The 26692-nt window shown below is 51.5% G+C and carries 16 protein-coding genes; 10 read left to right on the top strand and 6 right to left on the bottom strand.

The annotated features are described in order from the left end of the window. Window positions 1–301, top strand: a 301-nt coding sequence (locus MJZ25_14260) for a hypothetical protein (protein ID MCQ2125339.1), incomplete at its 5' end; no start/stop codon positions are given. 62 nt (window positions 302–363) lie between these two features. On the opposite strand, the gene MJZ25_14255 is transcribed toward MJZ25_14260, so the two are convergent. Next, window positions 364–633 carry a hypothetical protein gene (locus tag MJZ25_14255; protein ID MCQ2125338.1) on the bottom strand — a complete coding sequence of 90 codons (270 nt, stop codon included), beginning with the start codon at window positions 631–633 and terminating at the stop codon, window positions 364–366. A 102-nt stretch (window positions 634–735) separates the two neighbouring features. Continuing rightward, window positions 736–1041 (bottom strand): hypothetical protein, encoded by a 306-nt coding sequence (locus MJZ25_14250; GenBank protein MCQ2125337.1) that lies wholly within the window; start codon window positions 1039–1041, stop codon window positions 736–738. A 313-nt stretch (window positions 1042–1354) separates the two neighbouring features. Between MJZ25_14250 and MJZ25_14245 the strand changes: the two genes are divergently transcribed. From MJZ25_14245 to MJZ25_14235, 3 genes are all read left to right on the top strand, one after another. Beyond that, window positions 1355–2140, top strand: coding sequence for an amino acid ABC transporter substrate-binding protein (locus tag MJZ25_14245; GenBank protein MCQ2125336.1), 786 nt, complete (start codon window positions 1355–1357; stop codon window positions 2138–2140). A gap of 6 nt (window positions 2141–2146) precedes the next feature. After that, on the top strand, window positions 2147–2806 hold the full coding sequence (locus MJZ25_14240; protein ID MCQ2125335.1) for an amino acid ABC transporter permease: 660 nt from the start codon (window positions 2147–2149) through the stop codon (window positions 2804–2806). Window positions 2807–2889: 83 nt separating this feature from the next. Then, complete coding sequence (locus MJZ25_14235; GenBank protein ID MCQ2125334.1) at window positions 2890–3660, top strand: amino acid ABC transporter ATP-binding protein; 771 nt, start codon at window positions 2890–2892, stop codon at window positions 3658–3660. Here MJZ25_14235 and ruvX read toward each other — a convergent pair whose 3' ends face one another. After that, window positions 3661–4074: a Holliday junction resolvase RuvX gene (gene ruvX / locus MJZ25_14230; protein ID MCQ2125333.1), complete on the bottom strand. Its 414-nt coding sequence runs from the start codon at window positions 4072–4074 to the stop codon at window positions 3661–3663. Between the two features lie 82 nt (window positions 4075–4156). On the opposite strand from ruvX, the gene MJZ25_14225 reads away from it, so the two are divergent. Both MJZ25_14225 and MJZ25_14220 read left to right on the top strand, forming a co-directional pair. Beyond that, entirely contained in the window at window positions 4157–8611 is a 4455-nt protein-coding gene (locus MJZ25_14225; protein ID MCQ2125332.1) for an acyl-CoA dehydratase activase, read from the top strand. A 13-nt stretch (window positions 8612–8624) separates the two neighbouring features. Continuing rightward, entirely contained in the window at window positions 8625–10226 is a 1602-nt protein-coding gene (locus MJZ25_14220; protein MCQ2125331.1) for an ATP-binding cassette domain-containing protein, read from the top strand. A gap of 90 nt (window positions 10227–10316) precedes the next feature. Here the strand turns inward: MJZ25_14220 and MJZ25_14215 are convergent, their stop codons facing one another. Together MJZ25_14215 and MJZ25_14210 are read right to left on the bottom strand one after the other, a co-directional pair. Next, window positions 10317–13127 carry a T9SS type A sorting domain-containing protein gene (locus MJZ25_14215; protein MCQ2125330.1) on the bottom strand — a complete coding sequence of 937 codons (2811 nt, stop codon included), beginning with the start codon at window positions 13125–13127 and terminating at the stop codon, window positions 10317–10319. A gap of 208 nt (window positions 13128–13335) precedes the next feature. Next, entirely contained in the window at window positions 13336–20664 is a 7329-nt protein-coding gene (locus MJZ25_14210) for a tandem-95 repeat protein (GenBank protein ID MCQ2125329.1), read from the bottom strand. A 355-nt stretch (window positions 20665–21019) separates the two neighbouring features. Here MJZ25_14210 and MJZ25_14205 point away from each other — a divergent pair, with 355 nt between their 5' ends. The 3 genes from MJZ25_14205 to MJZ25_14195 all read left to right on the top strand — a co-directional run bounded on the left by MJZ25_14205 (window position 21020) and on the right by MJZ25_14195 (window position 23624). Further along, on the top strand, window positions 21020–21430 hold the full coding sequence (locus tag MJZ25_14205) for a hypothetical protein (GenBank protein ID MCQ2125328.1): 411 nt from the start codon (window positions 21020–21022) through the stop codon (window positions 21428–21430). Window positions 21431–21450: 20 nt separating this feature from the next. Beyond that, window positions 21451–22968 (top strand): M23 family metallopeptidase, encoded by a 1518-nt coding sequence (locus MJZ25_14200; protein ID MCQ2125327.1) that lies wholly within the window; start codon window positions 21451–21453, stop codon window positions 22966–22968. Between the two features lie 206 nt (window positions 22969–23174). Beyond that, window positions 23175–23624, top strand: a complete 450-nt coding sequence (locus MJZ25_14195; GenBank protein ID MCQ2125326.1) for a hypothetical protein — start codon at window positions 23175–23177, stop codon at window positions 23622–23624. Window positions 23625–23775: 151 nt separating this feature from the next. On the opposite strand, the gene MJZ25_14190 is transcribed toward MJZ25_14195, so the two are convergent. Beyond that, entirely contained in the window at window positions 23776–26082 is a 2307-nt protein-coding gene (locus MJZ25_14190) for a glycoside hydrolase family 5 protein (protein ID MCQ2125325.1), read from the bottom strand. A 219-nt stretch (window positions 26083–26301) separates the two neighbouring features. Here MJZ25_14190 and MJZ25_14185 point away from each other — a divergent pair. Beyond that, window positions 26302–26692: aconitase family protein (locus MJZ25_14185; protein MCQ2125324.1), on the top strand; the 391-nt coding region annotated here is incomplete at its 3' end.

Raw genomic sequence — 26692 nt, 5'->3', positions numbered from 1 at the left:
ATCCTACATGTACGATGCTGCACAAACTTTTGGAAAAACTAGATCCTACATGTACGATGCTGCACAAACTTTTGGAAAACATAGATCCTACATGTACGATGCTGCACAAACTTTTGGAAAAACTAGATCCTACATGTTCGATGCTGCACAAACTTTTGGAAAAACTAGATCCTACATGTACGATGCTGCACAAACTTTTGGAAAACATAGATCCTACATGTACGATGCCGCACAAACTTTTGGAGAAACAAAATCCTACATGTACGATGCTGCACCATTATTTGTCGTACCTAGATTTTAAGAGAAGGTTCATTTACAGGTTCCAAAACGCGAAATGGACGACGAACCCTCTCGAAATCATTTCTAAGCGTACAGGCCTCTCCCCTGAGGGCATGCCTTGCGCTCACGGGTCTTGGAAACACGTCTGCCGGTGCCGTCGTAAGCCATGGCCGGCATAAGACTATCGCCCCTACTGCAACTACGCGTATTCTCAAGCACGTTTCCTGATCTCGTTTCCATCCTGAACTCCACCGGCATTCCACTCCAATCATAGGAATTTTTCAGGGATTTGGACTTGCGCAGAGCGCAATTCACTGCGGTTCGGCAATGAAAATACACAAATGTATTTTTCACTGCTCTCACCTTGTAAGAATTTGTCCTCGATGAGATTGCCCTCGGAATTGTACTTAAAATTATTGTCTGAGTTCATGTCGCGAGAGCTTGATGATTCGCCAATTACATCGGATTCCATTTTTTTCGAGCACTTCTTATGCGTCCTCTCTTTTGATACAGCAATATCGAAATAAAAACATAGTAGGCAATGAATCCCAATATTTTTTTCAAATCTTCGCCATAGCCTATTAATGAATTAATAATTTCAGGAGCAGTCAAAAAAATCATCACAAATGGTATAAAAAACAACGTCAAAACAGAAAGAATAACGCTATTCTTTATACTTGAACGTAAGTTTGAGTAAACTTTCAAAGCGAGTAGACAAATAATCGCAACAGCAAAAGAGAAAAGAATCAAAAGAAAAAACATCTGATGTGCCCCCGAAACTACTCATTTTGATTTTTATTTTTGACAATGGACTTGTTGATTTTTTAATAGAGTTTTTTTCATAAACCATATTCATTAATTTGGCGTTTTAAATATACCCTTTTTTTCGTATTGATTGTAGAATAGTTCGATGTATTTGAAGATGTCCTCCCGGACCTCGTCCATGTCGGCATTGGTTCGACGATAGATAAGCTCTTTTTTTAGGCAGTCTCCGCTTGAGTTATATTGAAAAAATCATTCTTTTACTACATTTTTCATGTTACACGGCGGATTTCCGCAAAAAAAAGGATTTATTATGAAGAAGTTTTTCGCAAGTATCGCAGCCATCGCCTGCTGCGCCATGTTCATGGGTTGCAACGATCAGAAGAGTGATTCCAAGGCCGACGAATCCCTGAACAAGGTGAAGGCCGCCGGCGAATTCGTGCTGGGCCTGGACGACTCCTTCCCTCCCATGGGTTTCCGCGACAAGGACAACAATATCGTCGGTTTCGACATCGACTTGGCTAACGAAGTTTGCAATCGCTTGGGCGTTAAGCTCAAGACCCAGCCCATTTCCTGGGATGCCAAGGAACAGGAACTGAACACCGGCAAGATTGACTGCATCTGGAACGGCCTCTCCGTGGACCCGGAACGTGCTGCCGCCATGAACCTGAGCGACGCCTACCTGAAGAACCGCATGATCTTCACCGTGAAGGACAAGTCCCTTGCTAACCTCGCCGCACTCGTAGGAAAGAAGATCGCCGTACAGAATGGTTCCACCGCCCAAAAGCTCCTGGACGCTTCCGACGCAGGCAAGGCAGCCAAGGAAATCGTACCTTTCGATGATAACCAGACTGCCCTGATGGACCTGGAAAAGGGTGGCGTTGACGCCGTGTTCCTGGATGAAATCGTTGCAAAGTACTGGATTGTCCAGAACTCCAAGGACTACGTGGTTCTTGAAGAAGGCCTCAGCGACGAAGAATACGCCATCGGTTTCCGCAAGAAGGACCAGGCTCTCCGCGACGCCGTGACCGAAACCATCAAGGCCATGCAGGCCGACGGCAAGTTCGCTGAAATCTCCTCCAAGTGGTTCGGCAAATAATTTTGTATGTCTGATTTAACTACTCTTCTTCCGATTCTCTGGGGTGGCTTTTGCACCACAATGGCCATCTTCGGGTTGACCCTGCTTTTCTCCATCCCCCTGGGCCTGCTGGTGGCAGTCCTGAAGATGAGCAAGTTCCGCATTATCCGCTATCCGGTGAGTTTCTACATCTCCGTGATGCGCGGGACTCCCCTGCTGCTCCAGATTGTAGCCATCTACTTCGGTAGCTACTACCTGAGCGAGTATTCCGGCATTGGTTTTTCCTTCGACCGTTTCCCGGCGGTGGTGGCAGCGTTCAGCATCAACTACGCCGCCTACTTCGCAGAAATTTTCCGCGGCGGCATCCAGGCCATTCCCAGGGGGCAGTACGAGGCTGCAAACATGCTGGGCTTGACTAAAGGCCAGACATTCTTCCGCATCATTTTACCCCAGGTGATCAAGCAGGTGGTTCCTGCCAGCGCAAACGAAGTCATTACCCTGGTGAAGGACACTTCCCTTGCCCAGGTAATCGCCGTAACGGAACTGTTCTCCCTGGCCAAAAAGCAGCAGGCCGCCTACGCCAGCATTTATCCGCTGTTCGTGGCAGGTGTATTCTACTACCTCGCAAACCTTCTGCTCAGCTGCCTTTTCGCCTACGTGGAAAAGAAGCTGAACTATTATAAGTGATACGTCTCGGTGTCATTCTGAAATACGTCTCGGTGTCATTCTGAACGAAGTGAAGAATCTAGGATAAAAGGTTAAAGGTGAGTATGAACGCAGTTTTGAAAGTTGAACATTTGAAGAAATCCTTCGGTGAAAATCACGTTCTTAAGGATATTTCCTTCGACCTGGAAGAAGGCGAAGTCCTGTCCATTATCGGCCCCTCCGGCTCCGGCAAGTCTACGCTTCTGCGCTGCATTACCCAGCTGGAAACCATGGACGCAGGCACAGTTTGCGTCAACGGCAAGGACATGATTGTAGGCGTCGACAAGAAGGGCATGGCCAAGTACGCCCCCGCAAGCGTGCTCCGCGAAATCCGTCTTTCCACAGGCCTTGTTTTCCAGAACTTCAACCTCTTCCCCCATTTGACGGTGTTGCAGAACCTGACCATCGCCCCCATCCGAGTGCTGGGAATGGACCGTGAAGAAGCCCGTAAACGTGGCCGCGAACTTTTGGAACAGATGGGCCTTGCCTCCAAGGAAAAGGCATACCCCTGCGAACTTTCAGGCGGCCAGCAGCAGCGCGTATCCATCGCCCGCGCCCTCGCCATGAAGCCCAAGATCCTCTTCTTCGACGAGCCTACCAGCGCCTTGGACCCGGAACTTACCGGGGAAGTGCTGAAGATTATCAAGGGCCTCGCCGACCAGAAAATGACCATGGTAATCGTGACCCACGAAATGGCATTCGCCCGCGACGTCGCAAACAAAGTAATCTTCATGGACCAAGGTGTCATCGTGGAACAGGGCTCCCCCGATTTCGTTTTCAACCAGTCCGGAAACGAACGTTTGAGCGCCTTCTTGAGCCGTTTCGCCCAGGGCTAATTATCCCTGTTCATCCAGCCATCTTTGCAAGATAATCTGGGCAGCCAGCTGATCGATCACAGCCTTGTTCTTCTGCTTTTTCTTCTTGCTGAAATGGGATGTACAGGCCTGTGCCTGCACACTTGAATAGGATTCGTCCTGGGTGTAAACGGGAAGGCCCGGGAAACGTTCCTTGAGATCCAAAATAAACTTCTCCACCACCACGTTCTTGCCGTTGGCGCGGCCATCGGGATGATAGGGCATTCCTACCACGAAGGCGTCCACCTTGTTCACCTTCACAAGTTCATCAAGACGCACCCAGAGGTTCGTGATTTTCTGGTCGATGGTCTCGCGTGCAAAGGCGAATTTCAGTTCAGAATCGGCAAAGGCGACACCGACGCGGTGTTCGCCATAGTCAAGAGCAAGATAATTCATGGCCTAAAATATAAGAAGAATCCGCGTTTCTCTCGTCTCTCGTCTCTCGTCTCTCGTCTCATTTGCTATCTTTGCACCCACTATGAGTATTTCTACAAATGATTTATGGGTTGGTGTTGACGTTGGCTCTACCACTGTGAAGATTGCCGTCGTCGAACCGGAAACCTCCAAGCTTTTGCACTACACGTATCAGCGTCACAACGCTATGCAGGCCCAGAAGGTCCACGAAGTGCTCCGTGAAGCACACGGCCTTTTCCCGGGCAAGAATTTTAGAGTCGCATTCTGCGGTAGTGGCGGTCAGCCTTTCGCGGAAGCTACCCACGCATTTTTCGTGCAGGAAGTGGTTGCCAACGCTCTCGCCGTTCGCGCAACCTTCCCCGACACTCGAGTAGCCATTGAACTGGGTGGCCAGGACGCCAAGGTGGTGTTCTTCGAAAAGGATCCCACAACCGGAAAGCTTATCGCCAGCGACATGCGTATGAACGGTGTCTGCGCCGGCGGTACTGGTGCTTTCATTGACCAGGTGGCAGAACTCCTCCGCATCAAGACCGAAGCCTTCGAAGGTTACGCAAAGCGCGGCCAGAAGGTCTACGAAATCTCCGGACGCTGTGGCGTGTTCGCCAAGACCGACATTCAGCCCATGCTGAACAACGGTATCGCCAAGGAAGATATCGCACTTTCCAGCTTCCACGCCATCGCCAAGCAGACCATCGGTGGTCTTGCCCAGGGTATGGAAATCAAGCCGCCGGTCATTTTCGAAGGTGGCCCGCTGACCTTCAACCCCACACTCGTGCGCGCCTTTAAGGAACGACTCGGCATTAGTGACGAACAGGCCATCGTTCCTGAACATTCTGAAGTTCTCGTAGCTATGGGTGCAGCCCTTTCCCTCGGCTCTATGTTTGCCGACCAGGAATGCTTCTACCGCGAAGAAGGCTCTCTGGACGCCTTGGTTCACTTTAACGAAGTCCGCCAGGCCGAACACAAGGCCAAGGCTGCCGCCGACCTGTTCTTCAAGAACGACGCTGAATACCAGCAGTTCCTTGCAGACCACAAGATGGCAAGCAACCACTACCCGCAGCCCGCCTCCGGTAGCGAACTCAACGTCTATCTCGGTATCGACGCAGGTTCCACCACCACCAAGTTCGTTCTCATGGACGAACAGGACAACATCGTAGACGGCTTCTACGCAAGTAACGACGGTGAACCGCTGGCCGTGCTCAAGCGCGCCATGAACGAACTCATCGACCGCTACGAAGAATACGGCTGCAAGCTGAACATTCTGGGTGTGGGTACCACCGGTTATGGTGAACAGCTCTTCGCTAAGGCTGTCCACGCCGACTACCACACTGTTGAAACCGTTGCCCACGCAAACGCTGCCCAGCGCCTCTGCCCGGACGTGTCCTTCATCTTGGACATCGGTGGCCAGGACATGAAGGCAATCTCCGTCCAGGACGGCGTGGTTACCGGTATTATTCTTAACGAAGCCTGCTCCTCCGGTTGCGGTTCGTTCATTGAAACCTACGCACGTTCCCTGGGCATCCCCATGGAAAAGATTGCAGAAATGGCATTCAACGCCAAGAGCCCCTCTCAGTTGGGTTCCCGCTGCACCGTGTTCATGAACAGTTCCATCATCACCGAACAGCGTGATGGTAAACAGCCCGAAGATATTATCGCAGGTATCTGCCGTTCTATCATTAACAACGTGTTCACCAAGGTGATCCGTATCCGTAACCTTAACACACTCGGTAAGAAGGTGGTTGTGCAGGGCGGTACCTTCAAGAACAACGCTGTGCTCCGCGCCTTTGAACAGTACACTGGCCTCAAGCCCATCCGTCCGGAACGTCCGGGTGAAATGGGCGCAATCGGTATCGCTCTTCTCACCAAGAAGTTCATGGAAGAAAAGCGCAAGACCAATCCGGAACTGAAGTCCAGCTTCATCGGCCTCGAAGCCATGAAGACCTTCAGCTGGCACAACCAGCCGGGTCAGCTCTGCCAGTACTGCACCAACCATTGCTCTCGTACCATCGTTACCTTTAGCGACGGCCAGAGCTTCGTCACCGGTAACCGTTGCGAACGTGGTGAAGTCACCGCCGACCCCAACGATCCGAAGACCAAGGCACTCATTGCAGAAATCAACAAGAAGATGATGTCTGTGCCCGACATGATCAAGCGCACCAACCAGCTCCTGGTCAAGGACTACGCTCCGGCCAAGTTGGTGGAACCGCTGAAGAACGCAGACGGTACTCCGAAGACCATCGGTATTCCTCGCGCTCTCGAATTCTGGGCCAGCCTCCCCTTCTGGAAAGCATTCTTCACCAGCCTCGGTTACACTGTTGTCGTCAGCCGCAGCTCCGACTACAAGATGTTCGAAGCCGGCCTCCACAGCGTGCCCTCTGACACCGTCTGCTTCCCAGCAAAGCTTGTCCATGGCCATGTGCTCAGCCTCATCGACAAGAAGGTGGACCGCATCTTCTTCCCCATGATGGTTGCCGTTCCCAGTGACCACACCAAGTTTAACGCTACCGCCGTTTGCCCGGTGGTCCAGGGTTACCCCAACGTTTGTAAGAACACCGACGATCCGGAACGCAACTACGGCGTACCCATGGATCAGCCCGTGTTCCACTGGTTCAATGCAAAGCTCCGTCGTTCCCAGACCATCGACTGGTTCAGCCAGAACTGGGGTCTCGACAAGAAGCTCATCAACAAGGCTGTTGACGAAGGCGAAAAGGCCCTCAACAACTACCGCACCACTTTGCTGGAAGAAGGCCAGAAGATCCTGGACGATGTCCGTGCAAAGAACAGCTTCGCCGTGGTGATTGCAGGTCGTCCGTATCACGTTGACCCGCTGATCAACCACAACATCGCAAGCCACTTTACCGCCATGGGCATTCCGGTGCTTACCACAGAATCTCTCCCGGGCGTTTACGACCAGGATGTTCCGAGCTCCACTCGTATTGAAATCAAGAATACCTTCCACCTTCGCATGATTGGCGCCACCATGATTGCAGCCAAGGACCCCAACATCGAACTCGCCCAGATTGTGAGCTTCGGTTGCGGCCATGACTCCATCTTGACCGACGAAATGATGCGTATGATGCACCGCGATTCCAACAAGGAAATGCTGATGCTCAAGTTGGACGAAGGTGACGCACGTGGTCCGGTGGGCATCCGTATCAAGAGCTTCATCGAAACCGTGAAGGCACGTCGTGCAGCCAACCTGCCCGAAAAGCCGGAATCCAACGAACCGCTCTTTACCACTCCGTTCCTTAAGGAAGACAAGGCAAAGCGCACCATCCTGGTGCCGAACCTCTCCCCCGCATTCAGCGTGCTCGCAGCCGCTTACATGCGCGCCAAGGGCTACAAGGCTTCTCCGCTTCCCGTTGCAGACAAGCGCGCTATCGAACTGGGCAAGAAGTTCGTCCATAACGATATCTGCTTCCCCTGCCAGGTGAACATCGGTGAAAACCTCCTGTGGCTGGAACAGCACCCCGAAGCAAAGCAAGAAGAAATTTCCATCGGTCTTGCAAAGAACTGCGAAAACTGCCGTGCAGTGCAGTACGCCGTTCTCGCCCGTAAGGCTTTGGACGAAGCAGGCTACCCCAACGTTTCCATCATCACCACTGGTTCCGACAACAAGAACATGCACCCGGGCTTCATCCTGGGCTTGGACTTCCGTCTCCACATGCTGTGGGGCCTTGTGACCATGGACGGCCTTGAAACCATGTACCGCGCCCTGCGACCGTACGAAGTGAACAAGGGCGACACCCAGAAGGTTTATGACGAATGGATGCCGCGAATCATGGAGCGCGTTGCAGTTCTCTCCAAGATTGAACTGGCAAAGCCCACCGCCGTGATTAACCTGTTCCGCGATGCTATTGAAGCCTTCAACACTGTCGAAATTACCGAAGACCGTAAGAAGGGTATCCGCAAGCCTCGCGTCGCTGTGCTTGGTGAAATTCTCATGAACTACCACCCCAGCGCAAACGGCTACATCGAAGAATACCTGATGAACAACGGCATGGAAGTCTACCTGCCGGGTATGACCGACTTCTTCCGCGTGGACGAAGTTGTCCGTGCCGAAAAGATTCGTCGTGGTTTCTCCGCTAACCCCATCGAAGACCGCGTTATCGGTGGTGCAACCGCTAAGGTTTACACCCATGCTATCAACGTTGCTCGTAGGGAAATGGAAGAACACTTCAAGCTGTACGAACACCACGCAGACTGCTATGAACTGGTGAACATGGTGGGCGACATTATCGACCCGTCCTACAACACTGGCGAAGGCTGGCTGATCCCGGGTGAAATCCTGTACAACTCCCAGCACGGAATCAATAGCCATATCATCCTCCAGCCCTTCGCTTGCTTGGCCAACCATATTTCTGGCCGTGGCTTGACCAAGGCTGTGAAGGAACGTTGCCCCCATATCCAGGTGCTGTCTCTGGACTACGATCCGGATACCAGCTTTGCAAACATCGAAAACCGTTTGCAGATGCTCATCATCAACGCCCGCGAATTGGAAAAGGCAAACCAGCACTAAGGTTTTATAAAAAATGCTGAATGTATCTAATGTAAGTCTTCAATATGGCAGCCGCGTGCTTTTCAAGGAAGTGAACCTTTCCTTCAAGCCCGGCAACTGCTATGGTGTTATCGGTGCCAACGGTGCCGGCAAATCTACCTTCCTCAAGATTTTGAGCGGTGAACTTGAACCCAATACCGGTGAAGTCACCAAGAACCCGGGCGAACGTATCGCCGTCCTTAAGCAGGACCACTTCGCCTACGAACAGAACACTGTTCTCGAAACAGTCATGATGGGTTACCCGGAACTTTACGAACTGGGCAAGAAGCGCGAAGAACTCTACGCACTCCCCGAAATGACCGACGCCCAGGGCGAAGAAGCCATCAAGGTGGAAGAACGTTTTGGTGAAATCGGCGGTTACGAAGCCGACTCCAGCGCTGCAGTCCTCTTGAAGGGTCTTGGCATTCCTGAAGAATTCCACTACAGCCTCATGGCAGACCTGGATGGCAACCAGAAGATCCGCGTGCTCTTGGCACAGGCCCTGTTTGGCAACCCGGACATCTTGCTGCTTGACGAACCGACCAACCACTTGGACCTGGATACCGTCGCCTGGCTGGAAGACTACCTGGAACGTTTTGAAAACGTGGTGATCGTGGTGAGCCATGACCGTCACTTCCTCAACACCGTCTGTACCCACACTTGCGATATCGACTACGGCAAGATCAACATCTACGGTGGTAACTACGAATTCTGGTATGCAGCTAGCCAGCTCGCCCAGAAGCAGCGTAAGGACCAGAACCGTCGTGCCGAAGAAAAGATCGAAGAATTGAAGGCCTTTATCCGCCGCTTCGCTTCCAACGCAGCAAAGGCTAAGCAGGCCACCTCCCGTAAGAAGCTCCTGGACAAGATGACCGTGGAAGAAATGCCGGCCTCCAGCCGTAAGTTCCCCTGGGTCAACTTCAAGATGGACCGCGAACCGGGTAAGATCGTTCTTGAAGTCAAGAACATGGACATCGACGGCGGCGACGGCATCGTCTGCAAGGGCCTCAACTTCAACCTGAACAATGGCGACAAGGTTGCCCTCGTTGGTGAATACGGTAACCTAAAGACCGCATTCTTCCAGATGATCGCAGGAGAAATTCCTACCGCTGAAGGCGTGGTCAAGTGGGGCAACACCATTACCCAGAACTACTTCCCCAAGAACAACGACGCCTACTTCCAGAGCGATCTTTCCCTGGTTGACTGGCTCCGTCAGTACAGCAAGGAACAGGATGAAACCTTCATCCGCGGTTTCCTTGGTCGTATGCTCTTCACCGGCGAAGAAGCCCTGAAGTGCTGTAACGTTCTTTCCGGTGGTGAAAAGGTCCGCTGCATGCTCTCCAAGATGATGCTTTCCAACGCAAACTGCTTGCTGTTGGACGAACCTACCGCTCACCTTGACTTGGAAGCCATTACCGCCCTGAACAACGGCTTGACCGCATTCCAGGGTCCGATCATCTTCTGTACTCAGGACCACGAATTTGCACAGACCGTCGCAAACCGCGTTCTTGAACTGACCCCGGATGGAGTCCTCGACCGTTCTATCACCTTCGATGAATGGTACGAATCTAAGTCCGCAAAGTCTAAGCGCAAATAAATCACATCTCGTAAGACTTTGCTCTCGCAAAAACGGCCGGTCAATACCGGTCGTTTTTTTTATATAGCCTGCTGAATTAAGAGGGGTTCATTATTTTGCAATAATGATTCTATTCGCAAAGAGAATCTTGCGGCCGTCATCGATACGGACAAAGTAGTTCCCCTTAGCACTTACCAGTTCTTTCAGCGGAATCGATGCACTGTGGCTGTAAACCTTGTTAACCAACAGCTTTCCTTGCATATCATAAACGGCAAGGCGCGCTGCAGAATTTTTCACAGTAAGTTCGAGATTACCATGAACATAGGTAACGCTTGCGCTAGCAGGCTTCACAGAAGTTTTTGCAATACTGGAAGTTCCGTTGGAGTTGGAGGAGCCCATACCAAAGGATTCCGGGGCACGAACTGCGATGCCGCGACCAGCAGTACTCATGTACACCACTCCATAAGTATTCATATCACCCATAACGAATTCGCCATTGGCAAGACCGCCAAATTCGTGGCCGTCATCGTTGACCCTGGTCCAGGTTTCGCCCTTGTCGTCAGAACCAAACACGCCCGTGACCTCGCCCACCTTGGCGAATACATAAATCGCAGGATAGCCGCCCTTGGTCTTGGGTGCGCCGAAGCCGACGGCCTCGCAATAGCCAACGCCCTTCACCGCAGTCCAGGTTTTGCCTCCATCGGTGGAGTGCTGCAGACTGCCGCCTACGCCTAGACCCGTTGCAGGATCCTGTTCTGCAATAGGTAGCCACAGGTCTCCTTCAAAGCCAGGAATGGCACGGAACTTCTTGAAGGCGCTCTTGCCCGGAGTGCCAACAGCTGCAAAGGACGCCCCCTTGTCGGAACTCTTGTAGAACTTGCCTTCCGTCTTGTTGTAAGCATAGAATACATCCGCATTTTCAGGATCACCCACAACGAAAGAACTATTATCAATACCAGAAACCTCCGTATAGGCAGCGTTGCTGTAACGGTAAACGCTAGTACTACCTTCCATAGGAACGAACAGTGCAACGTCCCCATCCGTAGAAATGGCGGCAGTACCGTTCGCAATTTTTTCATCAAGTTTGCAGTAGGTGCCTACAGTCCATGTACGGCCAGAGTCGCTAGAGAACTGCAACGGTTCAATAGGCACATCACTGTATTTACCCTCGTACTTACGGGCATTAGCAACCTTCACCAACTTGCCGGACTTTGCCGCATAGGCCAGGCCCTGGGTCGTTCCCAGCGGGACTGGAGTGCCACTAACATCAGTCATGTGGCGGTACTGCGGGAACTTGGAAATATCCTCGTGACGGAAACCATCGTAGTCACCGATGACGGAAATCATGGGACCGCCGGGAATACTTACCACTTCGAAGGGCACCGTTTCTTCCACGCCGTGGGCACTGAAATGCCAAACCTGGTTCATGGTAATCTCATCGGAAGACCAGGAATTTTCCGCCTTCTTGATGGTATAGTCATTCAAGTTATCTGTACGGAAGATACCGTTACCGGAAGTCACAAACACGCGGTTATGGTCAAAGGGATCCATGGCAACGCTACCAGCCCAATGAATGGAACCGTCATGCATCCAGCCAATGCCATTGGCGTCCATCTGCTGTGTCGTGGGGAACACGCCGCCTTCCATCCAGTAATAACGGAAAGAAGCCACCCAGGATTCACCGCCATCTGTAGTATGGAAAATATTGGAACCCCAGCGGTCGCTCCAGACATCCTTACCATCTTCCCCCTTCTTGTACCAGAACTGGGGACCGTTATAGCCTTCTGTGGTCACCACCATTTCCTTATCGTCATTAGGATTGATGGTAATGCCACCATAGGGGGCAATATACTCGTACTCGTCGGTCTTGGAGTAATCCGTCATGTCGTACTTCTCTTCGCCCTTTCCGTCCAGATTATCTTCGGGAGAGACATCGGTCCACGTACTGGTTTTCAAATCGCACTTCAGCACAGCTCCACGACCAAAGCCGTCCCAGATAGGTCCCCAGCCTTCGTCCCAGCCCATGGAATGAGGGCCGGCACCATCGGCAAAAGTCACCACCATGGCGCTTCCGTCGTTGGTTATTACAGCTCGCTGGGGCATCAAGCGAACAACGCCGCCACCAGCGGTAGTGCGCAATTCGTCGGGGATAGGCAAAGCCTTCCAGGTCTCACCACCGTCTTCCGACTTAAAAACGTTTTCAAAGGTTTTGTTCTTTGCGGTTCCTTCACGCAAGAAACCCGCATAAATATTCTTGGAGCTGCCAGGCGCATACTGCACAAAGCTAAAGCCGGAACCATTCCAGGTTGTGTCGGATCCAGCGGCTTTCGTCCAGGCATCCACATGGCTCCAGCTGGTTCCGTTATCCTCAGACTTCCACAAGCCCTTATTCTTGGAGCCGTAGAACATGATTTTGGAATCATTGGGGTCGATAGCTAGAGCCTCGCCGTTACCGCGGCCCATGCCATTACCATGAGCACCGAAGCGCTCTACCTTAACGCCCTTGGTTCCGTCCACATCCCAAGTATAAAGAATATCCCAGGAATTACCATGATCCTTACTGCGGAGGAATGCGGTTCTACCATTATTCCAGTAACTGGTACCGGTCATCATGTAAACCACCCCTTCTTCCTTGGGATCCACCGCAATGGCCTCCACACCCAGGAGGCCACGTTCCGTAATATCCACCCAGTCCATGAGGGATACCCAACGGGCACTGGTTTCGTCCCAGCGGTAGGCTCCGCCAACGTCAGTGCGAGCGTAGAACAGGCCCTTTTCTAGAGGAGATGCCACAATGGCAGAAACAAATCCTCCACCACCCATGCTTACGCTACTCCAGTTAAAATCAGAAGCGCTGTCCACGGCAAAGGAAGAAACCGCCAACAAAGGAATCAGAGAGAGTCCCAAAAATCCATTTTTCATAAGTAATCCCATGATAATCCAAATACAGGGAACACAAAATGTTCCCAAACACCTAGACATAAAATATATGTTTCGCCTATCGCTGGATTCACATTTCTTTGACAATCCGGAGAATCCCTTGCGTAATTCTCAACACTCATAAAAAAAGCCCCGCGACTTTTGCATCGCGAGGCTTTATTGGACTAAACCTTAGAGGGTTCGAGGCGGATTAACGCTTCTTCTTGCCCTTCTTGCCGGAAGCCTTAGGTTCTTCCTTCTTGGGTTCTTCCTTCTTTGCTTCAGGCTTCTTGCCACCACGGAGGTCATTCATCTTGAAGGACACGTTGATTTCGGCGGTAGTCACCTGAGAGTAGAGTCCACCCGGATCCTTCACCTTGAAGGTGAATTCATCGAGACCAGAGAAGCCCTTGTTCGGCTGGTAAGTGAAGGAACCATCCTTTTCGTTCAGGGTCATCTTACCGTTGCGCGGCTTCTGGACCAGCTGTACGGATACCGGCTTTTCGCCATCCGGATCGTTCACACCGGACATGAGACCTTCAGATGCCGGAACCTTGAGGGTTTCGCCTTCCTGGGTCATGTAGGTCTGAGACTTAGCGGTCGGAGCGTCGTTCACAGCGATCACAGTGAAGAGAGCGGACTTGTTAGCAGAAGCGCCATCCGGGTCGGTCACGGTGAAGGTGATACGTTCCGGCTTGCCGTTCCAGTTTTCGTGCGGCTGCATAACGTAAGCCATCTTCTTGGCCTTGTCGTGCTTGACAACGAGGTACTTGTTGCCAGTGAAGGTCCACTTCAATTCGTCGAAGCGATGGTCCTTATCACGTGCATACTGGTCGAGCTTGATAGCAGCGATAACGCCACCCTTGTCATCTTCCTTAATGGTGTAGTCCGGAATGTCGCGCATGATCGGAGCTGCGTTCACGTGCTTGACAACGAACTTAGCCATGGACTTGTCCATTGCACCAGCCGGGTCAGAAGCGGTGAAGACGAGAGTTTCTTCGCCGAACCAGTCAGCCTTCTTCGGACGAATTACAGCTTCACGGCCGCTATTGATTTCAACAGCGAGGAACTTAGCGCCAGTGACCTTCCACTTGATTTCATGCGGCTTGTTATCCGGGTCAGTGACATACTGGTCAAGCTTGATAGCCTTGAAGGACTTGCCTTCCAAAGTTTCCTGGCCAGGAATTTCCTTCACAATCGGGCGGTCATTGACAGCCTTGACGGTGAACTTCACATCAACAGAAGCCTTTTCACCAGCCGGGTCGAATACATTCACGGTAACAGTTTCGGAACCGTTCCAGTACTTGTCCGGAATTTCAACAGTGAGAACACCCTTTTCGTTGATGTCGAAGCGGAGTTCATGCTTTACAGCCGGGCCGGCAGCAGGAGCAGCCTTGCCCTTCTTACCCTTCTTCGCAGGAGCGTTCTTAGAAGCCTTGGAAGCCGGAGTTTCGTTGTCCAGAGTCCAAACGAGTTCTTCCAGCTTGTTATCCGGGTCGCTTACGAACTTGGAGAAGTCAACCGGAGCAAAGGTCTTCTTTTCTTCGATAACGAAGGGCTGTACCGGCTTGAGGGTCGGAGCGTCGTTCACCGGAGTAACTTCGAAGGTAGCGTTGGTGGATGCAGATGCACCAGCGATATCCTTAACGGTGAAGGTCAAGGTTTCCTTACCGAACCAGTTGGGGTTCGGAGTGAGGATCTGGGCACGAGAGCCCTTGATATCAACCTTCAGTTCCTTATTGCCAGTAACAGTCCACTTGAGTTCATTGGGCTTGTTATCCGGGTCAGTTGCAGCCTTGGACAGGTCAACAACCTGGAACTTTTCCTTTTCCTTGATCTTCTGACCAGCGATCTTACCGATGACAGGAGCATCGTTAACCGGGGTCACTTCGAAGGTAATCTGCTGAGAAGCCTTAGCTTCTTCCGGGTCATAAACGTCGACCTTGATCTTTTCGGTACCGAACCAGAACTTGTCCGGAGTGGTAACGATCAACTGCTTCTTGGCATTGATGGTAGCCTTGAGAGCGCGGCCAGCGGAAACTTCGAACTTGAGCTGTTCGAACTTGTGGTCCGGATCAGAGACGAACTTAGCGAGATCGATAGGAGCAAACTGCTTCTTTTCTTCGATAGACTGGATAGGAACAGGCTTGAATTCCGGAGCGTCGTTCACAGATTCAACAGTGAACACTGCGCTTCTGGAGTTGCCAGCACCTTCCGGATCCTTCACAGCGAAGGTAACCTTACGTTCGCCATTCCAGTACTTGTTCGGGAGCTTGATGCGAGCAATGTTCTTGCTATCCACTTCCACCTGGAATTCGTCAGCAGGTTCCGGTGCCGGTTCTTCGGCAGGTTCAGCCTTGGCACCCTTCTTGCCCTTGGCAGGCTTCTTAGCAGCCTTCTTCGGGGCCGGAGCAGGAGCAGCAGCAGCGACCTTTTCAACCTTGATATCCCAAGAGAGTTCTTCAAGCTTGTGGTCCGGGTCCTTCACGAACTTGTTCAGGTCGATTTCCTTGAACTGACCCTTTTCCTTGATGCGCTGGTCCGGAATATCCTTCATCAGCGGAGCGTCGTTCACGGAAGTGATTTCGAAGGTAACGATCTGAGAAGTTGCGAGACCTTCCGGGTCCTTCACCATGAGAACCATGGATTCCGGAGCGCACCAGAAGTACTTATCCGGAGCGGAAACGGTGAGCACGTGGCTCGGAGAGATTTCAGCCTTCAGCTTCTTGTTGCCAGTAACAGTCCAGGTGAGTTCGCTGGGCTTGTTATCCGGATCCTTAACGAATTCGTCGAGCTTGATCTGCTTGAAGAGTTCCTTTTCCTTGATCTTCTGGTCAGGAATCTTCTTCACGAGGACCGGAGCGTCGTTCACGCGGGTCACTTCGAACATCATCTTGTGGTTTGCAGTAGCGCCTTCCGGGTCGGTGACGGTGAAGGTAATGAGTTCCTTACCGTTCCACTGGTCGTTGGGAACGGAGACAATTACAGTGTTGTCCTTGCGGAGGTCAACCTTCAGCTGCTTGTTGCCAGAGACACTCCACTTCAGCTGGGAAGTCTTGTGGTCCGGGTCGGAAGCAAGAGAAGTGAGGTCGATAGTCTTGAAGCGGCCACCTTCGCGGATGGTTTCACCCTTCGGAGCCTTGTCGGAAATCTTCGGAGCGTCGTTCACAGAACGAACTTCGTAGCGGACAGTCTTCTTTGCAGTTGCGCCTTCCACGTCAGACACGGTGAAGGTAATGTCTGCAGCACCGTTCCAGTACTTGTTGGGGATTGCGATGACAGCGATACGTGCGCCACCTTCACCCTTTTCAACCTTGACAGCGAGAGTTTCGCCAGCCGGAGCTTCTTCAGCCTTTGCAGCCTTCTTGCCCTTAGCCGGAGCAGCAGCACCAACCTTTACAGGCTTCACATCGAAGGTCCAGGAGAGATCAGACTTCTTGTGGTCCGGGTCATTGACCAGGTCATCAAGCTTGATCTTTGCGAATTCCTTCTTTTCGTCGATGGACTGTTCCTTGATTTCGCGTACGAATACAGGAGCGTCGTTCACAGATTCAACAGTGAAGGTCACAGAACGGCTATCAGAAGCACCTTCCGGGTCGGTAACGGTGAACTTGATAGTTTCGGAACCATGCCAGAACTGGTTCGGCTGAGAAATGGAAACATTGTGGCTAGCGTCCATGGCAACCTTGAGTTCCTTGGCACCTTCGATCTTCCACTTCAGCTTGTTCTTCGGATGGTCAAGGTCTTCAACGAATTCATCCAGGTTGAAGGACTTGAAGGAACCCTTTTCCTTGATGGTCTGGTTAGCAATATCCTTCATCACCGGAACGTCGTTGATGGACTTCACGGTAAATGCAGCCATTGCCTTGGCAGAAGCGCCTTCCGGGTCAGTGACGGTGAAGGTCAGCTTTTCAGAACCGTTCCAGAGCTTGTTCGGGGTCTTGACGGTAACTTCGCCGTTCTTGGCAACGTTAACCTTGAGGTCCTTGTTACCAGTAACTTCGATCTTGAGCTTGTCGAAAGCGTGGTCCGGATCCTTAACAAGTTCAGCCAAGTTGAAGGAAGCAAATTCCTGCTTTTCTTCGATGGTCTGTTCCTTGATCTGGCCGATGGTCGGAGCGTCGTTCACAGACTGAACAGTGAAGAGAGCGGTGCAGGTAGCCTTGCCACCATCCGGGTCTTCCACCTTGAAGGTGATCTGTTCAGCACCGTTCCAGTACTTGTCCGGAATAACGATCTTAGCCATACGCTGGTCGTCAACCTTCACAGAGAGCTGCGGAGTGTAGTTCTTCGGAGCGCCCTTGGCCGGCTTCACGTCGAAGGACCAGGAGAGAACTTCGCCCTTGTGATCCGGGTCCTTAACGATGTCGTTGAGGTTGATGATTGCAAATTCGCGCTTTTCCTGGATGGTCTGGTCCTTGATGGGCTTGACGAATTCAGGCAGGTCGTTCACAGATTCAACAGTGAAGGTCACGGTACGCTTGTCAGAAGCACCTTCCGGGTCAGTGACGGTGAAGGTGATGGATTCGGTACCATTCCAGAACTTGTTGGGAGTAGAGATGGTAGCGACCTTGTTAGCGTCGATAACAACCTTGAGTTCCTTGTTGCCGGAAACGGTCCACTTCAAGTTCTTCTTGTCATGGTCTTCATCGGAAACGAAGTCATTCAGGCTAATGGTCTTGAATTCACCCTTTTCCTTGATGGTCTGGTTAGCGATGTCCTTCATGACCGGAGCATCGTTAATGGACTTCACGGTGAACACAGCTTCGGACTTAGCATTTGCGCCTTCCGGGTCGGTTACAGTGAAGATAACCTTTTCGGAACCGTTCCAGAGCTTGTTCGGGGTCTTGATGGTAGCAACGCCATCCTTAGAAATATCAATCTTCAAATCCTTGTTGCCGGTAACAGTCCACTTCAAGTCCTTGAAGGCGTGGTCTGCGTCAGCAGCGAGTTCAGCCAGGTTGACGGAAGCAAATTCCTGCTTTTCATCAATCATCTGGTCCGGAATCTTCTTGAGGGTCGGGACATCGTTCACAGACTGAACGGTGAAGAGAGCCTTAGAGGTAGCCTTAGCGCCATCCGGGTCAGTTACAGTAAAGGTGATTTCGTCAGCACCATTCCAGAGCTTATCCGGGATGATGATCTTAGCAACCTGCTGGGCATCGATTTCAACATTGAGGCCAGCTTCCTTGCCCTTGACGGTAGACTTGACGTCAACAGAGAAGGTAAGGTCGCTAAGCTTGTGGTCGAGGTCGCGAACCATTTCACCCAGCTTGATGGGCTGGAACTGAGCCTTTTCCTTAATAGTCTGCGGTGCAACCTGCTTGACGAATTCCGGAACATCGTTCACGGATTCAACAGTGTAGGAAACAGAACGTTCGTCGGTTGCGCCTTCCGGGTCGGTCACCTTGATGGTGAGGGTTTCGGAACCGTTCCACTGGGGAGACGGCGGCACAATCTTCATAACACGGGAACCATCGATAGAAACCTTAAGTTCGCGGTTGCCAGTGACGGTCCACTTCAGCTTAGCCTTATCGTGGTCCAGGTCTTCAACATACTTGTCCAGTTCAACAGTCTTGAACTGTTCCTTTTCCTTGATGGTCTGTTCCGGGATGTCCTTCATAACGGGAGGATCGTTGATGGACTTCACGGTGAGCTTCATCTGAGTCTTGGCAACGCCACCTTCCGGGTCGGTAGCGGTAAAGGTCAGAGTTTCAGAACCGTTCCAGAGTTCGCTCGGAGTCTTGAAGGAAGCTTCGCGAGTCTTCTGGTTCAAGTTAACCTTGATATCCTTGTTGCCGGTAATTTCAACCTTGAGCTTGGAGATGTCGTGGTCGGCATCGGTCAAGTATTCGTCGAGAACGATGGAGGAAAGTTCGTTCTTTTCTTCGATAACCTGGTCAGGAATCTTGGTGAATACCGGGAGGTCGTTGATGGACTTTACAGACAAAGTCACATCCTGCTTGATGGAAGCGCCATCCGGGTCGGTACAGGTGAAGGTCACCACTGCAGTACCGTTCCAGTAAGTATCCGGAATTTCGATGGAAGCCACGTGGGATTCGTCGATATTCACGTTGAGGGTACCGGATTCCGGTTCCTTGCCCTGGTGCTTGACTTCGGCATCCCAGGAGAGTTCGGAATTCTTATGGTCGGCATCCTTCACGAATTCGTCGAGACGGATCTTGGCGAACTGCTTCTTTTCGTCGATGTTCTGGTTCGGGATTGCCTTCACGAATGCAGGCACGTCGTTCACAGAGTTGACGGTGAAGGTATTTTCGGATTCAGCGCATGCGCCAGCCGGGTCGCAAACCTTGAACTTCAGGGATTCGTAACCGTTCCAGAGTTTGTTCGGAATCTGGATATTGGCGGTCTTGCCGCTGAAGACAACCTTGAGGTCCTTGTTGCCGGAAACGGTCCACTTAAGTTGTTCGAAAGAGTGGTCCGGATCCTTGACCAGCTTGTCCAGTTCAATGGGCTTGAAGGACTGCTTTTCGTCGATGGTCTGTTCAGGAACATCCTGTACAAATTCCGGCGGGTCGTTGATGGACTTCACAGTGAAGGTAGCCTTGGTGCTTACGGAAGCGCCGGCCGGGTCGGTAGCTGTGAAGGTGAAGGTTTCGGAACCGTTCCAGAATTCGTTCGGAATCTTGATGTTTGCGGTACCGTACTTGTCGATATCGATCTTCAGGTCCTTGCCGCCTTCGACGGTCCACTTGATCTTTGCCGGATCGTCGTCAACGTCGCTGACAAAGTCAGTGAGGCTGATGGATTCGAATTCGTTCTTTTCTTCAATGGTCTGGCTGGGGATCTTCTGGAGAACCGGAGCGTCATTGATAGACTTGACGGTGAAGAGAGCGGTCTTGGAATCGCTAGCGTATTCACCATCGGTTGCGGTGAACTTGATCTTAGCGGTACCGTACCAGTTGGTGTCGGGGATAACGACGGTTGCAACGCGGTTCGGGTCAATTTCAACGTTCAGGTCGCCTTCGGCCTGATCCTTGCCCACCGGTTGGATGTCGAATTCCCAGAGCATCTGGTTCTTGGGATGATCGGGGTCGGTAACAAAGTCGTCAAGACGGATCTTGGTGAACTGCTTGCCTTCGTCAATGGTCTGGTCAGGGATCTGAGCCACCACCGGCGGATTGTTCACGGACTCCACGTTGAAGTTCACGGTTTCGGAACCGATAGCGCCCTTGGAGTCGGTTGCAGCGAAGGTAATGTCTTCGTTACCGTTCCAGTACTGATCGGGAACTTCAATCTTTGCAATGCGATCCGGAGTAATGGTCACCTTGAGTTTCTTGTTGCCAGAAACAGACCACTTCAACTGGGCCGGCTTGTCCATGTCGTCAGACACGTACTGGTCCAGCTTGATCGGTGCAAACTTGCCGCCTTCGTCGATGGATTCTCCCGGAATACCATTGACGGACGGAGCTTCGTTTTCAACGGCCGGAACATCGCCGGATTCCTGGGCGATACCCCAGGTTGCCAGCAACCCTGCAGAAGCAAGGAGAGCCGTTACAGACCAATTTTTACGTTTCATTTATGATCTCCCATAAATACATCTATCCACTTTTGCTTTAAAAAATCATCAAAGCACGCTAGTGGTTCTGCGTGTTTTATAGGCTCAAATATAATGATTTAAATCACAATTTTTACAAAAACTTGCGTTTTTACTACAAAAATCGCCACTTTGTTTCCAAAATTTTCCGTTTAAAATACGTAAGTCGTTGATATTCAATGAGTTACGCGCATCAAGAAAAATGAATGTAAATTTTTTGCAAAATCTACGTTTTTTGGCCAGTCCACCCCTTTCCACACCCCCAAAATCACTGACAAGCCCCAAAAAATGAATTATCTTTGAAAAACAACAAAAAATCTCAAAAACGGGTATAGAAATGAAATTTGTTTTCCTCTGCGACGCCAACTATCTCAAGGGCGACATGGTCAACTTCGTGAACAACTTCCCCACCAATCACGAATTGGTCACCATGACTTCCGATGAACTTCTCCAGTCCAAGGCTATCTTCGACGGTACCTTCGCTGTCCTGGCAGAACGTTCCACCTGGCAGAAGAACTTCAGCTTGTTCCGCTATTTCAACCTGCTTCCGCTTTTGGAAGTGCTCCCCCTCGGTGTCGTAAGCCGTTCTCGCCGTAGCGAACCCCTCAAGGGCCGTACCCAGAACCGCAACCAGGAAATCTACTTCAACCCGTCCGCATCTGCCGAAGAACTCTACCTGCAGATCGACAAGTTCGTAGCAGCTCCTCCTTCTGGCTTCACCTACCCCCGCGGCACCCAGAAGGCATAATTCTAACTGCGGCTGAGTAGATGCAGAAAAAGGTTCTGGACTACTTGTTCAAGCAAGGCGGTCTAACCCTTTTCGCCTTCCCCGGCGAATCGGATATTCCTCTGGAGACCTTGCAAAACTTTGCGCTGGCGATGAACGTCGGCGCACGTTTTGTTATTGTGGACTTTTCCGGCAAGAATCATTTCAAGGGAAATGCAGAATTCACCACGGATTTCCTCTTCAATAATTTGTTAGAAAAGGAAACCATCGACAAGTTCGCAGCATCCGATTCCAGCTGGATCATTACCGGAGGCAAGGCCCTCCCCCAGAACGACGACCAGTTCAGAAACTTCTACCACAACCTGCAGCTCATCAAGAAGGTGGCCCCGCAGGTTATCGGCATCCTGCCTTCCGAAATTACAGAAGAGGAAGCGTCCCGCATCATGCTTGCCGCGCGCCTACTGATTGTAGACGGCGACAGCGTGGAAGACGCCTCCATCTACCTTCAGGACGCCCCCAGCCTGCAGAAGGCACCCGTGCTCTGGCTGTTGCCCACGGCTCCTAACAGGAAACGCTTTCCGCGTGCGGCAAAAGCTGTGGCAAGGAGCGAATCCTTCTACAAGGAAATCCGCAGGTGCAACTGGCGCAAGGATCCCAAGGCGTTTGCAAGAATCGTGGAGAACCTCCACAAGATCGGCATCCTTACCAAGAATCCTCTCGACGGAATCTCCAAGGTTTTCCGAAAGGCATTCCCGCTGTTCCTGATAATCGCCATCGCCCTCCCCTTCTTCTTTGTGACGAAGGTGGACCCCGGTCTCTCCAACCTTCGCGACCGCAGGCACGAACGCGACAAGATCGCAGTGGCTCCGTCCTTTGAATACACCTTCGACGGCAAGGAAAGCGTACAACGTATCGCACGTTACGCCATCGGACGATTCAACGCCCTCATCACCAACGAGCGCATGATCCGCCAGTATGTAGACGTCACCCTGGAAGAAAACGGCTACACACAAAACGCCTGGAAAAAGGAAAACTTCAACATTCCTCCCGAAGGCACCATCATCAAGTTCTCCCGCCCGGACTTTTTCGAAAAGACCGCGGCAGACTCCATCGGTGCCGCCTGGAAATACTGGACATCCATCGTTTCCGACAGCGTAAGCTACCTTACAGAATTCTATCACGCCAACGCCACGGCGGTAGACCGTCAGCACAACGGTATCGACCTTGCAAGCCGCCAAGGCGCACGCATCCTCGCCCCCTTTGCTGCAAAGGCCTGGACTAGCCGCGACGAACGGGGTGGCGTGATCATCGGCCTTGTCCGCGAAAAAGACGTCATTTTGTTCATGCACTGCGACAAGCTTCTTTACCTCGACGGCCAGGAAGTCATGGCAGGCGACCCCATTGCAACTGTTGGCACCACAGGCCACACCACAGGCCCCCACGCACACGTGGTTACAGGCCTCATCGACAAGAAGGGAACCAAGAGAATCGGCAACGTTAAGTACAACGTAATAGACCCGATTCAGTGGTTCTACATGTTCAAGCCAAGCAGCCCGTAGCGTTGTTTTTCCCACAACATTTTTTCGTTGTGACCCCCCTCACGTAATGTTGCAAAACACCCTGAAAAAAGCGAAATTTTACTTAATTTAAGCGCTTTGTAAGCGAAATGTTACGTTCTAAATCTCGCCAAGAAAACAACAATTAAATAACTTTGTAGTGGAATTAGGGATTTGGTCAATAACGGGTTAATCAAAAGGAAAAATAAATGAAGTTTAGTGTTTTGGCGTTCGCAACCATGACCGCAACCCTTCTCACCGGATGCTCCGGAATCGTCACCCCGAAATCTGAATTGGCAAGCCACGAACCGGGCAAGAGCATTCCCGCAATTGACAGCACCATCGTAGAACTCAAGCAGGAATACATCGACAACTGCTACATGCCTGTCGCAAAGAAGAATCCTCCTGAAACCAACTGCCAGGCAGAACTGTTCCAGATGCTGGAACGCCGCTACGGCCTGAACTTCAACCAGAATCACGTTGCCATGGCCGCAAACACCTTGATGTTCAAGGTCATCGACGAAAAGATTCTCGAAATGTCCCGCCAGAATCCTGACGTTCGCGACGCAGTCCGTGCAGCATCGTTCTCCGGTCCCAGCGACATGCTTTCCTACTACAAGGAAAAGTACCAGTTCGATACCGAAATCGAAAAGTTCTAATCCTCGAAAAAAAATTAAAGAAAAAAAGCCTGCGTCCAAAGCGCAGGCCTTTTTTATTTTGCATGGCAGCCCCACACATCACGAGTCCGCCAACCCATAAAAGAAGACCGCAGATCGTCTCTGCGGCCTTTCAATTTCTTGCCTTAAAGAATTACTTCATGTACTTCTTGAAGATGTTGAGCATGTTGCCATACCAGCTGCTACCATTGGAAGCTTCGAAGCCACCGCAGTTCTTGTAGCACCAGTAATGCCAGCTCATGCCGTACTTTTCAGCCTGGGCAAGGACAGCGTCGGTCCATGCATCACGCTTGGTATCGGAAACAGCGGAGCAGCTACCCTTGTTTGCAACACCGAATTCACCCATGTTCATGGGAACGGTGCCGCCGTTGATATCCGGGTATGCCTTGGCGATGTCTTCGAAGTAGCTTGCGAAGTGGCCCGGCATTGCGCTGATACCATCGTTTGCATTGCCGTTACAGTCGTAGCCGTGACCCTGATGAGAGAAGGAGTAGGGTTCGTAGTAATGGCCAGTGACGATAATGTTGCCGTCATTCGGGAGCTTCAGCTTCGGAATCATGGCGAACTTGGCATAGCCATTGGATTCGAACATGATGGTCTTGCCCTTAGACACGGAACGAATTGCTTCGTAGCCAGCGGTCATGATCTGGTTTACTTGATCCTGGGTCATGTCGTGGGGTTCATTGAAGATTTCGAACACGACGGCGTCATCCGGGAAGGAGTCGAAAGTCTGAGCAATCTGCTTCCATTCGTTCTTGAAGTCGTTCAGCTTGGTGGTCAAGGAACCATTCTTTGCAGCTTCGTAAATCGGTTCATTGTGATGGCTATTGACGATCACAGTGAGGCCTGCGTTGATAGCCAACTGAACGTCAGCCTTCACACCGCTAAGCTTGTTGTTCATACCGGTGTACCAACGGACCGGAATACGCACGGAATTGAAGCCTTGCTTTGCAACAGCGGCAAAGTCGCCATCGCTAATGGGGTTGCTCCATGCACCGTCGCCGTCGCCCGGGGAATCCCAGGAGTTACCGAAGTTCATACCACGGCCGAGTTTCTTGTTCATGGCGCGGCCCTTGGAGTAGTCAATGGGAGTAGCGGTGAGCTTAGTCCAGGAACCGGAGAGGCACATGTAATAGCTACCGCCGCTAGAAGCAACCTTACCGATATTTGCAGCGTTGCAGGCACCATTGGTGGCGGCGATTTCAGCACTCTTCATATCGTCTGCATCGGCAACCTTCCAGACAGTACCCTTACAGAGATAAGTAGTACCGTTGCTTTCCTTCATGGTTCCGATCAAGGCGTCGTTACATGCACCGAACAAAGTGGTTGCATAGATATTGGCGATCTGTGCGGGAGTAGCTTCCTGCCATGCAGAATCCTGGCAGATAAAGGTCATGCCCTGGTTTTCACTGTAGGAATTGCCGTTGACCTTCACATCGCCTTCGTTTGCGGGAGAGCAGCTACCAAGATTATACTGGGCTGCCCAGAAGCGTTCAACAGGGCCCTTGAAGTATTCAATGTCGGCACCCTTGTTGAGGGAGGTAAGAACGGAAGTCGGGTAACCGATATCCATGTTGTAAGCCATGTCGGCCAAAGAAGCACGGAGGGCTTCGTCATCCCACTTGCCATCGAGAGCGATGTCTGCAGCAATTGCAGTAAGGAAGGATTCCACTTCGGCAGCGGAATGTTCGTTCAGCAAGATGGTGGTGATTGCCAAGAGGTTCGTAGCGGCAAGACTCTGGTCGTAGAAGGAAATATCTTCAAACAAGGTGGAGTCAGCCTTGAAACCGAGGGCTGCGAGAACTTCCTTCTCGGCACGGACCTTAGCAGCGGTAAAGCTGAGGCCAGATGTTGTGATGAGGCTCTTGACGCGGTCGTATTCCAAATGGGTAAGCACGTTGACGTTAGCCTTCTTGCGTTCGCGAAGGTCGGTCAAAAGCTTAAGGCCGGAAGAAGTCTTTGCTTCGTCGTAGGTGTAGTCCAGGTAGCTACCGCTAACGGTAACGCCTGCAATTGCAGAAGTGAGGGTTCCCTGAACGGAATAGGCACCCAGGTTGCTGCTGACGGTACCGGAGCCTGCGCCCGGAGTTTCAAGCATAGTAGTTGCGTTTACAGAAGCAACACTGACCTTTGCACCGCTCTTGAAGGGGCCTTCAGCAACACCGCTGATGTTAAAGGCCAGGGAGTTCACAGATTCAGAGCCATCGGGCTGCTTTTCATCGCCAGAAATAGGCTTCTGGGTAATATCTTCTTCGGGTTCAACAGCAATTGCGCTGGAGCTCAGTCCCGGGACGGAAACATCACCGCCACCGATTACGGAGGAGCTGCTGATGGAGCCAAGGTTATCACCATTGTCCGGATTGGACGGCTTGTCGTCACCACAAGCCATCAGTCCGAAGGAGGAGACCATTGTAGCCAAAAGGATATGGGAATACTTCATGATTTTTCCTTGTTTTTTAGCCAATATACATACATAATATAAAGGTTTTCCCCCTTTTTCAACCATTTACTGTACACATTTGTAAGCAATATGATGTACCGCACACAACACCTTAAACGCACAATATGACCCGCGTCACATTTTGAAATTGTTATATTTGAACGGCAAATTTTTTAATGAGCCTGCCTTGGGCGGACTCGCAAACAAACGAGACACACTATGGGAAAATCATTATACCAGAAAATTTTCGAAAGCCACACTGTTGCTAAGCTTCCCAGCGGCCAGTGCCAGCTTTTCATCGGTCTCCACCTCTGCCACGAAGTGACCAGCCCCCAGGCTTTCGCTTCCCTTCGTGAAGAAGGCACCAAGGTGCTGTTCCCCGAACGCACCTTCGCTACCGTTGACCACATTATTCCCACCACTTTCCCGGAACGTAACCGCCCCCTCCAGGACGGCATTTCCGAAGAAATGTTCTCCCATATCGAAAAGAACACCGAATCCAACGGCATCAAGTTCTTTGGCCCCAAGACCTGCGAACAGGGCGTGATCCACATTGTTGGCCCGGAAGAAGGCGTGACCCAGCCGGGTATGACCGTCGCTTGCGGTGACT

Source organism: Fibrobacter sp. (genome assembly GCA_024399065.1).
Lineage (GTDB): Bacteria > Fibrobacterota > Fibrobacteria > Fibrobacterales > Fibrobacteraceae > Fibrobacter.
The sequence above is the reverse complement of the archived record's forward strand: the minus strand, read 5'-3'. Positions and strand labels throughout refer to the sequence as shown.

Excerpts from the sequence above, each read along its gene's own strand:
- MJZ25_14250 (MCQ2125337.1), bottom strand. The coding sequence starts at position 1,041 with ATGTTTTTTCTTTTGATTCTTTTCTCTTTTGCTGTTGCGATTATTTGT.
- MJZ25_14245 (MCQ2125336.1), top strand. The coding sequence starts at position 1,355 with ATGAAGAAGTTTTTCGCAAGTATCGCAGCCATCGCCTGCTGCGCCATG.
- MJZ25_14240 (MCQ2125335.1), top strand. The coding sequence starts at position 2,147 with ATGTCTGATTTAACTACTCTTCTTCCGATTCTCTGGGGTGGCTTTTGC.
- MJZ25_14235 (MCQ2125334.1), top strand. The coding sequence starts at position 2,890 with ATGAACGCAGTTTTGAAAGTTGAACATTTGAAGAAATCCTTCGGTGAA.
- ruvX (MCQ2125333.1), bottom strand. The coding sequence starts at position 4,074 with ATGAATTATCTTGCTCTTGACTATGGCGAACACCGCGTCGGTGTCGCC.
- MJZ25_14225 (MCQ2125332.1), top strand. The coding sequence starts at position 4,157 with ATGAGTATTTCTACAAATGATTTATGGGTTGGTGTTGACGTTGGCTCT.
- MJZ25_14220 (MCQ2125331.1), top strand. The coding sequence starts at position 8,625 with ATGCTGAATGTATCTAATGTAAGTCTTCAATATGGCAGCCGCGTGCTT.
- MJZ25_14215 (MCQ2125330.1), bottom strand. The coding sequence starts at position 13,127 with ATGAAAAATGGATTTTTGGGACTCTCTCTGATTCCTTTGTTGGCGGTT.
- MJZ25_14210 (MCQ2125329.1), bottom strand. The coding sequence starts at position 20,664 with ATGAAACGTAAAAATTGGTCTGTAACGGCTCTCCTTGCTTCTGCAGGG.
- MJZ25_14205 (MCQ2125328.1), top strand. The coding sequence starts at position 21,020 with ATGAAATTTGTTTTCCTCTGCGACGCCAACTATCTCAAGGGCGACATG.
- MJZ25_14200 (MCQ2125327.1), top strand. The coding sequence starts at position 21,451 with ATGCAGAAAAAGGTTCTGGACTACTTGTTCAAGCAAGGCGGTCTAACC.
- MJZ25_14195 (MCQ2125326.1), top strand. The coding sequence starts at position 23,175 with ATGAAGTTTAGTGTTTTGGCGTTCGCAACCATGACCGCAACCCTTCTC.
- MJZ25_14190 (MCQ2125325.1), bottom strand. The coding sequence starts at position 26,082 with ATGAAGTATTCCCATATCCTTTTGGCTACAATGGTCTCCTCCTTCGGA.